At 68.1% G+C, this 10489-nt stretch carries 10 protein-coding genes; 2 read left to right on the top strand and 8 right to left on the bottom strand.

Going from position 1 to position 10489, the window contains the following annotated elements; all coding sequences use genetic code 11:
• Positions 1–2 precede the first annotated feature (2 nt).
• From motA to AABN02_RS14815, 4 genes are all read right to left on the bottom strand, one after another.
• Positions 3–860, bottom strand: coding sequence for a flagellar motor stator protein MotA (gene motA / locus AABN02_RS14800; protein WP_338415694.1), 858 nt, complete (start codon positions 858–860; stop codon positions 3–5).
• 81 nt (positions 861–941) lie between these two features.
• Positions 942–1811: a class I SAM-dependent methyltransferase gene (locus tag AABN02_RS14805; protein WP_338415695.1), complete on the bottom strand. Its 870-nt coding sequence runs from the start codon at positions 1809–1811 to the stop codon at positions 942–944.
• 9 nt (positions 1812–1820) lie between these two features.
• Positions 1821–2300 (bottom strand): adenylyltransferase/cytidyltransferase family protein, encoded by a 480-nt coding sequence (locus AABN02_RS14810; protein WP_338415696.1) that lies wholly within the window; start codon positions 2298–2300, stop codon positions 1821–1823.
• A gap of 10 nt (positions 2301–2310) precedes the next feature.
• Complete coding sequence (locus AABN02_RS14815; protein WP_338415697.1) at positions 2311–3768, bottom strand: CDP-glycerol glycerophosphotransferase family protein; 1458 nt, start codon at positions 3766–3768, stop codon at positions 2311–2313.
• Positions 3769–3957: 189 nt separating this feature from the next.
• Between AABN02_RS14815 and AABN02_RS14820 the strand changes: the two genes are divergently transcribed.
• Complete coding sequence (locus tag AABN02_RS14820; RefSeq protein ID WP_338415698.1) at positions 3958–6243, top strand: hypothetical protein; 2286 nt, start codon at positions 3958–3960, stop codon at positions 6241–6243.
• 15 nt (positions 6244–6258) lie between these two features.
• Here the strand turns inward: AABN02_RS14820 and AABN02_RS14825 are convergent, their stop codons facing one another.
• The 4 genes from AABN02_RS14825 to AABN02_RS14840 all read right to left on the bottom strand — a co-directional run bounded on the left by AABN02_RS14825 (position 6259) and on the right by AABN02_RS14840 (position 9473).
• Positions 6259–7026, bottom strand: a complete 768-nt coding sequence (locus tag AABN02_RS14825) for a class I SAM-dependent methyltransferase (protein ID WP_338415699.1) — start codon at positions 7024–7026, stop codon at positions 6259–6261.
• A 100-nt stretch (positions 7027–7126) separates the two neighbouring features.
• Positions 7127–7663: a flagellar transcriptional regulator FlhC gene (flhC, locus tag AABN02_RS14830; RefSeq protein ID WP_179634153.1), complete on the bottom strand. Its 537-nt coding sequence runs from the start codon at positions 7661–7663 to the stop codon at positions 7127–7129.
• A gap of 58 nt (positions 7664–7721) precedes the next feature.
• The gene (gene flhD, locus AABN02_RS14835) at positions 7722–8045 is read right to left on the bottom strand and encodes a flagellar transcriptional regulator FlhD (protein WP_338415700.1); all 324 of its coding nucleotides are present in this window, start codon (positions 8043–8045) and stop codon (positions 7722–7724) included.
• Positions 8046–8240: 195 nt separating this feature from the next.
• Positions 8241–9473 carry a hypothetical protein gene (locus AABN02_RS14840; RefSeq protein ID WP_338415701.1) on the bottom strand — a complete coding sequence of 411 codons (1233 nt, stop codon included), beginning with the start codon at positions 9471–9473 and terminating at the stop codon, positions 8241–8243.
• 293 nt (positions 9474–9766) lie between these two features.
• Between AABN02_RS14840 and AABN02_RS14845 the strand changes: the two genes are divergently transcribed.
• The coding region (locus tag AABN02_RS14845; RefSeq protein ID WP_338415702.1) for a flagellin at positions 9767–10489 on the top strand (723 nt) is incomplete at its 3' end.

The raw sequence follows: 10489 nt of genomic DNA on the forward strand, positions 1-10489 counted from the left end.
GGTCACTTCTTCTTGACGTGCTGTTCCAGCTCGGTGAAGGTGGGGCGCTCGGTCGAATACAGCACCTTGCGGCCGAACTCGATGGCGATCTGCGGCGCGTAGCCCTGCATCGAGGCCAGCAGCACGGTCTTGACGCACTGCAGCTCCTTGCTGTCCTCGTCGTTCTTCTGCTCCATCAGGCCTGCCAGCGGTTCCGCAAAACCGTAGGCCAGCAGAATGCCCAGGAAGGTGCCGACCAGCGCCGAGCCGATCATCCCGCCCAGCACCGCCGGCGGCTGGCCCACCGAGCCCATGGTGTTCACCACACCCAGCACGGCGGCCACGATGCCGAAGGCGGGCAGGGCGCCGGCCAGTCGGGCGATGGCCGCGGCCGCGCCGTGGGTCTCGTGGTGGTGGGTCTCGAGTTCGGTGTCCATCAGGGACTCGATCTCGTGGGCGTTCAGGTTGCCCGAGACCATCATGCGCAGGTAGTCGCAGACGAACTCGGTGATGTGGTGGTCATTGCCGACCACCGGAAACTTCTGGAACAGCGCCGACGCGTGCGGATCCTCGATATCCTTCTCGATCGACATCAGGCCTTCCTTGCGGGTCTTCTGCAGGATCTCGAACAGCATCCCCAGCAGCTCCATCGCGCGGGCCTTGGAGTGCTTGGACGCCTTGAAGCAGCCAGCCAGGCCACGGCCTGCCGCCTTGAGCACCTTCATCTGGTTGTTGGCGACAAACGCGCCGAGGGCGCCGCCGAAGATGGTGAGCATCTCGAACGGCAGCGCCTTGAAGATGACCTGCATGTTGCCGCCGTGCACGGCGTACACGCCGAAGATGCAGCCGATGGCGACCACCCAGCCAATGATGACGAACATGAGAGACCTTTTCCTCAGATGACTTCACGGGGCGCTGCGATGGCGGGAGACCCGCGACCGGCGCCGTGATTTGCATATCGGTCAGCAGGGATCGACACTTGAGTCGTGGTGCTGCGGGCCGGAGCCGGTCGCGGGACGGGCTTCACGGATCGCGTAGATCCAGACCGGCCGCTGACCGGGGTGCTGCAGGCGCGCGTGCGGACGCAGGCCCTTCGCCTCGAATTCCAGACTGACGAGCCAGGCGCCCGGACGCATCTCGCGCCGGGCCTTCTCGACCGCGCGGGGCATGCTCTCGGGGCGCTGGAAGAGGTAGACCAGATCGTGGTCAGCCCAGGACTGCGCCCACATGTCGCCCTGCCGGATGCGTGCCCAGGGGCAGCGCAGCGCGGCGATGAGCCGCCAGGGCCGGCTCCACTCGATGCCTTCCAACCGGGCGTCCGGCCAGACCCGGCGCAAGGCCTGCAGACCGTGGCCCAGGCCGCAGCCGGCGTCCAGCACGCGGGCGCTTGCAGGCAGGTCGATCAGCTCGTCCAGACCGTCCAGCGCCGCCGCACCCGTCGGAAACAGAGGCGCATCGGACCAGGCCCGCACCGGATACGCCACCGCCAGCAGCACCAGCGGCAGCAGCCACCACACCGCCGACCACCCGCTGGCCAGTCCGCTGAGCGCGAACGACAGGGGGAAGCCGGCGGCGATCATCAGCCGGCGCCAGCGCGAGGTGGCCAGCAGGGCCAGCGCGCTGCTGATCAGCACGGCACTGGCGAAGGACATGCCCACCCCGACGCCCAGCGACTGCATGCCCAGCCAGTGGCCCCAGGCCAGGGCCCAGCACAGCAGCGCGGGCAGCGGCCACGGCAGGCTTGGGCTTGCGACGGCCCCGGCCTGCGGTCTGGTGCGGGCGATGGCGGGCGGCGGGGGGAGCGTGGTCGGGCGGCGCAGGGAGACGGGCATGCGGGGCTTTCAGGCGGGGTGTGCCGCCGCGGTCGGCGTCAGGGCGCGGGCGACGATGTCCGTTTTCAGCTCCGTGCTGGAGACATGGTCGGTGCGCGGCAGGTAGACCACGTCGCACAGGGACCGGAACTCGTCGAAGTGCCCCGTCCAGTCGCTGCCCATCACCAGGGCGTCCGCACCGTAGGCTTCGATGTCGCGGGCCTTCTGGGCCCAGTCGGTCTCGGCGATGACCTCGTCGACGTGGCGGCAGGCCTGGATCATGGCGACCCGGTCCGCGTAGGGCACGACCGAGCGCTTGCCCTTGAGGGCGTTGAATTCGTCGGTGGACACGGCCACGACCAGCCGGTCGTAGCGCTGCTTGATCCGCTCGAACAGCCGGACGTGTCCGATGTGGAACAGGTCGTAGGTGCCGTAAGTGATGGCGATGGAGTGCAGCCGTGCCGGGTGCCGCAGGCGTGCCGGGCCGCTCAGGAACAGGACGTGGGTCATGGTTGGCTTCCTAGGGTTGGCACAGGGCGGAGTCCAGCTCTTCCAGCAGGAGCTGGCCGAGGCGTTCGCCGGCCCGTCCGTCCGTGTGGTCGAACAGGCGCTGGCGCATGGCCGCCCGGGTGGGTGCGTAGGTGCGGCCCTGGGCGTCCGGCTGGCGCAGCACGTCCAGCAGAGCCTGTACGCTGGTGGCCATCGGACCGGGGTGTTCGTCGAGCTTGGCGTCGAAGAGCTGGCGCGAGCGGGTGATGTAGTCCTGGTGGTCGGGCCGGAACAGCACGATCGGGCGGTCGAGCAGCAGGTAGTCGAACATCACCGAGGAGTAGTCGGTGATCAGCAGCGAGGTCTCGCGCATCACCGGGTAGAGGTCGGTGCGCGGGGTGACGAAGCGGGCGCTCGGCATCGCGATCGCCAGCTGCGGAATCAGCGGGGATTCGACCGGGTGCACGTTGACGATCAGCAGATCGCCGCGCCGGGCGAGGCTCTGTGCGAGCTGCTCCAGCCCCGATTCCAGCAGCCAGGTGCCGCGCCTGGCATCCCGGAAGGTCGGCGCGTACAGCACCACGCGCTGGCCGGCCGCCCGTGTCTGGCGTGCCAGCTGGTAGATCTCCACATCGACGTTCAGCAGGTCGGCCGCGTCCGGATCGCGCAGCAGCACGTCGTTGCGCGGATAGCCGATCGGCGCGTACTGCTCGAAGCCGAACCAGCGGCGCCATTCCACTTCCTGCGCAGCCGAGGTGCCGACCAGGCGGGTGAACGGGCCGCAGGTGGACAGCACCCGGGCGAAGCGCGCGGACATCTGGCGCAGCGGGGCGAGGTTGCGCAGGCCGATCTCCTTGATCGAGATGCCGTGCCAGAGCTGCACGTGGCGCGCACCGGCCAGCAGCGCCGCGGCGTAGGGATTCGGGTTGAGCAGGTGGTCGCAGGTCACGACCACCGCGGCCGACAGCGCGGCATGCACGTGGGCCGTGCTCCAGTCGTTGTGGTTCAGCGGGAAGCAGGCCTCGCCGAGTGACGTGATGGCCTGTTCCTGCTGTTGGGTCTGCGGCAGGAACCAGGCGGTGATGCCTTCCTGGCGCGCCCGCTCGCGGAAGGCCAGCCAGGCGTACTTGACGTTGCAGCCGAAGTAGGTGGTGCCGACGAAGACGACGCTGCGCTCCTTCGGGTGGAACTGTGCGGTGCGCGTCAGCTCCTGGCAGGCCTGGGCCAGGTTGACCTGCTGCTCCAGCGCCAGCATCCGGCGTTCCAGCGCGACCAGTGCGTTGGGGTCTGCCGCCGGTGCGGGTGCTGCGGGCTGCTGCAGGTTCAGCACGGCATCGACCAGCTGGTCGATCGCCTGGCTGATCTGGTCGCCCAGTGCCTCGGTGGCTTCGATCCGGGTCAGCAGACCCGGCATCGTCAGCGTGTCGCTGCCCGGATGCACCGGTCGCTCGGAGATCACGACATCGGGTGGTTGGAGTTGCGCGTGCATGGGGCTGGCCGGGCTGATGGGAATGCCTTGACTGTAGGGAGCGCCTGCGGGCCATCAAGAGCTGAAAAACGTCCTGCGGCCGTGGCAGTTTTCTGTACCGCGCCCCTGGGGGACGGGCGCCGCAACTGGTGCCGGGTCCGCCCGCAATTCGGGCCGCTGCCCGTTGGAGGTCCGGCCTAGATTCGGGCCATGCCTCAGGTCACCACCGCCCGTCCCCCGGTCGCTCCCGCCTCGCCATGCGCCAGCGTCCGCTCGTATCCGAACCGCCAGTCCGTGCGGGACTGGCTGGCGGCACAGCCGACCGGCCACGATCCCGCCGTGTTGCTGCGCCAGCGCCTGCCGCTGGTGGCGGCGCATCTCGACGCCGAAGACCGGATCTCCCTGCACCGGCACCTGTGGGCCCTCTGGTCCCGGGTGGATGCCCGGACCCGCGATGAAGCGACGCGGTGGCTCGATGGGCGCCTGGTGCCGTGGTGCCAGCTCCTGGACCAGGACTGGGATGCGCCGTCCACGTGGCTGGCCCTGGCCGAACTGCACCTCACCCGCACGCTGCACTGGCCACGTGCGCCGGACCATGTGCTGGCGCTGCTGGCCGCGCACGGGCAGACCGGTTCTGCGGCGCTGCCGCAGGCGCAGTGGCTGGGTGTCCGGGCACGGCTGGAGAGCGACACGCAGACCCTCTCCGCGCAGGATGCCGACGCACTGCTCCAGCAGATCCTCGCCAGCATGGAAGCGGGCGTGGCCCCGTGGACCGAGGGCATAGCGCGTGTCTTCGAGCTGGCGGTGCGGACCGGCAACGACGCGCTGTCGCTCGAGACGCTGGTGCAGTGCGTGCAGGGCGGTGGCTCGGCGGCGGTGTCGCCCCACTGGTTCCGCCGCTGGCTGGAAGGCGATGTGTCGCTGGCGCTGAGCGAGTCACTGCAGTCCGGCTGGCTGCAGCCACGGCGCATGCCGGATCCGGCTTGGCGTGCCCGCCTGCTGGCCAGCCTGCACCGGGCTTCGGCCCGGGACCGGATGAGCGCCTTGCACACCGCCCTCGGCGGTGGGGACACCGAGCCGCTGCCGGACGGGCAGGCCTGGCGCATGCTGGGCGCGCTCGACGGTTGCCACGATCTAGCCGAACGCGGTCACCTGCCGGAGCCGCCGGTGCGGGCGCTGATGGACAGCGGCGCGCTGGCCCCGGCGGCTGTCGCCGCGCTGTGCCGGTCGCTGGCCCTGCAGGCGATGGACCGCGGTGACGCGGCCGGTGGCGCCCGCGCACTGGCCGAAGCGCGCGCCGTCCATGGCGATGCGCAGGCCCGCGTCTGGCTGGCGGCGATGCTGAAGCTGCTGGCCGCCGATGCCGCGGTCGATGTCGACGCCCTGTGCGAGGCACTGGAATGCGGATCCTCTGGCGGCGCCGGTGGCCCGGAACTGGTGGCGTGGGAGCGTCTGGCGGTGACCGCTGCCGGCCCGCTGCGCACGCTGGCCACGGCGATGCTGGCCCGCGCCCTGCTGGACGGGGCGCTGGAGGCGGGGGCCACCGACCGGCACCGCGATCTGTGCCGCGCGGAGTCGCTCTGGCGCGCTCTGGCCGCCGATCCGGACCACGCCGAGGAGGCGCAGCGGCGTCTGACCAGCGAGCCGCTGCAGCAGTGGCTGCCCTTGCTGGCCCCTGGGCCGGGCCGTGAACACCTGTGGGTGGCGCCTGCGCAGGGCGCTGCCAATGGCGAACTGCTCATCGTGCTGTCCTGTCTGGAGAGCCGGCACGGCTACGCGCAGGTCCGCGGCCTGCAGCAGGCGCTGCCCGGCCACCACCTGCTCTTCGTCAACAACCCGGAGTTCAACTGGTACAGCGGCCACGTGCTGGAGGAACTCGACGAGCTGGTGCGGGCGCGGGTGCTGCCGGCGTTCGCACCGGAGCGTGTCACCTGCTACTTCGGGAGCATGGGTGGCCACGGGGCGCTGAAGCTGGCGGCGCGCTTCGGGTTCCGGGCGGTCGTCTTCAACGCGCAGATCGATCTGGACCTGTGGGCCACCTGCCGTCCGAACGAGCGGCAGCGGCTCTGGGCGGTTGCCGCCGGCGCGCGGTTCGAGGTGCCGTCTGGCGAGGACGGGCCGCCGGCTGCGCTCTATCTGGCCGTCGGGAGCGACATGGCCGACCGCGAGGCGCTCACCTGCCTGATCGAGTCCCTGCGTCGGTGCCGCAACGGGCAGTTCATCCTCGAGAAGTTCGCCGACCCGCACCATGCCGGGCTGTTGCGGCGCATCGCACAGCAGGGCATCCCGTCGTTCATCGGGCAGTCGGCTGGCCGTCTGGCGGTGCTGCGCGGCTTGCCGGGGGATCCGCCGGGCATGGTCGCGGTGGCGCGGAGTCAGCAGGCGAGCTTCTGGGCGCAGCTCGACGCGGCGCCGGCCCTCAAGGTGGAGATCGTGTGGCGCGAGGGCCGACTCTTCATCGCCGAGTCGACCCGCTGCGGCACAGTGCCCGTCTGAGTCCGGGCCGGGGCGTCAGGCGCCCTTGGGCATCAGCAGATGCCGGAAGCTGTCGAGCTTGCGGTAGCTGCGGTTCAGGCTGTTGCCGAGCAGGGTCAGCGTCCGGCCGGAGTAGAACGAGATGTGCCCGTTGCGCGGTGCGACGTACCAGTCGTTCACCCAGTTGCCCTGGACTTCGGCCATGTCCTTGGTCGACAGCAGGATGATGCCGTGGGCGGCGGTGTAGGAATTCAGCTCTGCGAACAGGCGCAGAGGATCCGGCACATGTTCAGCGACCTCGATGCAGATGACGAGATCGAATCCGCCCTGGGTCGGTTTCACCGGGTCGCCGTGGAACGGGTCGTATTCGGTGACGTCGGTATAGCCCGCTTCGCGCAGCAGCCGGGCGGTGTGTCCGTTGCCACTGCCGTAGTCCAGGATGCGCACCGAGCGGTTGTGGACCAGATGCTGGACGAGCCTGCAGGTGTTCTGGGGACGCTCGGTCGCGAAGTTCGGATCGAACAGGGCGTATTCGTCGTTGTAGATGTGGGCCTGGTAGTCGGCCGGGCTCCAGTCGTCGAAGGCATCCGTGAACGCGAACTCGCATTCCGCACAGCTGTAGTAGGCGATGGGCAGCCCGCGGATCTGTCCGCGCTTCGCGTTGTAGCCGAAGCAATCCCGATCGAAATCCACGAATCCCGACAGCCGGGCCGGTGCACCGCAGCATTTGCAGAGCTGCTGGGTGGCGTGGGTGGCCCGCAGGGTCGCGGTGCCGGTGGAAGGTTCGTCCAGCGTGACATCCACGTTCAGTCTCCTTGCGCAGAATAAAAAACGGACCCGGGCATCGCGCCAAGGGTCCGTATCAATACACCGGGAATGGTGCAGGGGGAAAGTCAGTGCAAATTCAGTGCAGTTGCAGCGAGCCGCTGGCCTTGCCCTTGCCGGCACGTGCCGGCGGGTTGCACAGGCCGCAGATGAAGTGCTTGGCGATCTCGTGCGGATGGGTGACGAAGTGGCCGCCGCACTTGGAGCATTTGGTCATCGTCAGCATGCCGTTGTCGACGAACTTGACCAGGCGCCAGGCGCGGGTGACGGAGAGCAGCGGCTCCAGGTTCTGGGCCTGGGTCTGCTCCAGATAGAGCTGATAAGCCTTGATCACGGTGTCGATCTCTTCGAGTTCGGCCACCTTGTTCAGGTATTCATGGGTGTTGAGGAACAGCGACGCGTGGATGTTGGGCTGCCAGGTCATGAACCAGTCGGTGGAGAAGGGCAGCTGGCCCTTGCTCGGCGACTTGCCGGCGACTTCCTTGTACAGGCGCAGCAGGCGCTCGTAGGACAGGTCGGTCTCCGACTCCAGCACCTGAAGGCGGGCGCCCAGCTTGATCAGCGTGACGGCGCGTTCGATCTGACGGGCTTCGGTCAGGATGCTCTTGCATTTCATGGTGTTTTTCCCCGGTGTGTCGTCGTGTTCTGGATTTGCGGTGGGCGCTGGATGCGGCTCAGGCGGCTTCCTGGTGGCGGCCGGCCATCAGGATGCTGGCGTGCAGGCGGGACACGCCGTCGTTGGCAGCGCTCTTGCCGTGGTTGGTCAGCAGGCTCCACACCAGATCGTCATCGACGCGCATGCGGCACAGCAGGGTGTTGCCCGCGGCGATCTTCAGCATCTGGGCCGGCGACAGCATCTCCAGGATGGCGGCGGTCTCTTCCGACACACCGAGGCGGAACAGCGCCTGTTCGCGGTCGGCACGGATCAGGCTCTGCGCCAGCATCATGTAGGACAGATTGGCTTCGCGGATTTCGGAGAGGATCTGTTCGGTGTTCATGTCGGGCTCCTGTCGGTCTGGGTGGGCTTCGCTGCCTGGGTGAGGTCGGCGAGGCGTTGTCGATGGAGTCGATTCTGATGACATGAACTGGGCGGGAACATCAGCCCTCTTCCGTGCCTTGAGTCCCCGAAACTCTTGTAGCGTGTCAGGCAAATTCCTACAGCGTGTCATCCTCGGGTGGCACGTTTGCACGGATCACTGGGTCCGGGCGGGCGCAATCGTGCGGTCTGGCACAGGGAGGTGGCGGGGTGCGGGGCTCCCGGTGGTCAGCAACTGCTCGAACTGCTCGAGTGCGGCCTCGCGGTTGCCCTGTGCTGACAGCGCCATGGCCAGCGTGAATCGGCTGGACGTGTGATTTGCGTCCTGTTTCAGTGCCAGTTGCGCGCAGGAGACCGCGTACTGCAGGTCGCCCACGCGAAATGCCTGGGCCGCCCGCTCTGACAGATCTGCCAGATTCCGTCGTGATTCGGCCGACTGCGGCGGTGCATTCCTTGCCTGGGCGGCGGCGATGGCCCGTGCCACCTGCAGGGCTGAAGGCCGGTGGTCGCGGTTGGTCAGCGGCTGGGGGGCCAGGCGCGCCAGCGTGTCGTCGATGGTCGCCAGTGCGCGGCTGAGGGAAAAGTCCTCCAGCAGCGCGTCTTCGTTGTCCCCCACGTCCAGCGCCAGGTCCGGGCGTGGCAGGGCCTCGAGGCGCACGAAGGGCAGGCCGAACAGGTGCAGCCAGAACTGGTCCCAGATGCGGATGTGCACGGGATCCTGGCGCAGCCAGTCGCCCACCCGGGGCAGGGCGGGGCCGCTGGTCGCCAGCCAGTCGTTGATGCGCGTTTGCCGCACCGCGAAGAGCAAGCCACTGTCGCGCATGCCCAGATCGTGCGCGCCCACGGTCTGCGCGAAGGCGTCCAGACCACAAGCCTCGAAGAAGTGGACCGCCGGATGGCGGTGATCGGTCAGCTGGTGGGTCTGGCGGTAGCGTTGCTGCGCCCGGTACATCGTCTTGTCGAACCCGCCCAGCGGCGCCCAGCTGCGCAGGTCGAACCGGACCGGAGCCACCGGCAGCTCCGCCAGCCAGTCCCGTGCGTCAGTGGCCGACTCGGTGTCAGCAGGTGTCTGGGTCAAGGGTTGAACCTCGCTCCACAGCGCCGAGGTCTCGAGGAGGGCGAAGAAGTCCGGGCACAGGTCCAGCGGGTTGCCTGGGCAGAACACGGTCGTGCCCTCCACCGGGCCGGCCGTCGCGCGGCCCAGATGCCGCAGGTACAGCTCGCCGACGCTGTGCTGACCCGGCAGACGCACCAGATCGATGGGCCGCGTGACATCCAGCGGCACGCCGAGAGATGCATCGTCGGCGTAGACCGTCACGGTGCAGTGATCGGGCAGTTCATCGATCCAGCGGACCTCTTCTCCCCGACGGGCCACGACGATGTTGAGCATGAATGGGGTCTCCGTTGTCCACCTCCCTGTGTTTTATCACTTCAAGGGGTGCTTTGCGGTTTTGGTGTGGTACCAATCGGTCCTCTTGTTGACAAAGTAGCTGCCTGGCGGGCAACGCGGAGGGGCGGTCGTGCGGAAATGATCGAATTGGTGCAGCGGGAAGAATTTGTCTCCCCTGCTCAAGTTCCTCTGGCCATGTACGAAAACCACTTCACGGCCCGAACGACAAGTTGCAGGGCCGACAGGGCGCCGAAGCCGGTGTCCCTCTCAACAGATTTCGAATGGAGTTCGCAATGGCATCGACCATCAACACCAACATGTCCTCGCTGACGGCGCAACGCGCCATGGCGACGACCCAAGGTTCGCTCAGCACCTCGATGCAGCGCCTGTCGACCGGTCTGCGCATCAACTCGGCCAAGGACGACTCGGCCGGCCTGGCGATCGCCGAGCGCATGACCTCGCAAGTCAAGGGCATGGCAGTGGCTGGCCGCAACGCCAACGACGCGATCTCGCTGGCGCAGACGGCTGAAGGCGCGCTGGGCAAGATCGGTGAATCGCTGCAGCGCATGCGTGAGCTGTCGGTGCAGTCGGCCAACTCGACCAACAGCTCCAGCGACCGCGCCAATCTGGACGAGGAATACCAGGCCCTCGCGAAGGAAGTGACCCGTGTCATCGGCGGCACCAAGTTCAACGGCAATAACCTGCTGAACGCTTCGGCCACCGACATGGCCTTCCAGGTCGGTGCTGACAACGTGGCCACGGACAAGATCACTGTCTCCCTGACCGATATCTCTGCCGGGGTCGGCATGGATGCCGCCATCACGGGCACCGCCGCCAACATCACCAGCGCAGCGAATGCCCTGGCCACGATGTCGAACCTGGACGCTGCGATCGACGAAGTGACGTCGGCACGCTCGAACCTGGGCTCGGTGCAGAACCGCTTCGAGAGCGTGGTGGCGAACCTGAGCACGACGTCGGAGAACCTGCAGGCCGCCAAGGGCCGGATCATGGATGCG

The sequence above is a fragment of the uncultured Sphaerotilus sp. genome (genome assembly GCF_963924895.1).
In the GTDB taxonomy this organism is placed as follows: Bacteria; Pseudomonadota; Gammaproteobacteria; order Burkholderiales; family Burkholderiaceae_C; genus Sphaerotilus.

Excerpts from the sequence above, each read along its gene's own strand:
- flhC (WP_179634153.1), bottom strand. The coding sequence starts at position 7,663 with ATGAAATGCAAGAGCATCCTGACCGAAGCCCGTCAGATCGAACGCGCC.
- AABN02_RS14805 (WP_338415695.1), bottom strand. The coding sequence starts at position 1,811 with ATGCCCGTCTCCCTGCGCCGCCCGACCACGCTCCCCCCGCCGCCCGCC.
- AABN02_RS14820 (WP_338415698.1), top strand. The coding sequence starts at position 3,958 with ATGCCTCAGGTCACCACCGCCCGTCCCCCGGTCGCTCCCGCCTCGCCA.
- AABN02_RS14815 (WP_338415697.1), bottom strand. The coding sequence starts at position 3,768 with ATGCACGCGCAACTCCAACCACCCGATGTCGTGATCTCCGAGCGACCG.
- flhD (WP_338415700.1), bottom strand. The coding sequence starts at position 8,045 with ATGAACACCGAACAGATCCTCTCCGAAATCCGCGAAGCCAATCTGTCC.
- motA (WP_338415694.1), bottom strand. The coding sequence starts at position 860 with ATGTTCGTCATCATTGGCTGGGTGGTCGCCATCGGCTGCATCTTCGGC.
- AABN02_RS14840 (WP_338415701.1), bottom strand. The coding sequence starts at position 9,473 with ATGCTCAACATCGTCGTGGCCCGTCGGGGAGAAGAGGTCCGCTGGATC.
- AABN02_RS14810 (WP_338415696.1), bottom strand. The coding sequence starts at position 2,300 with ATGACCCACGTCCTGTTCCTGAGCGGCCCGGCACGCCTGCGGCACCCG.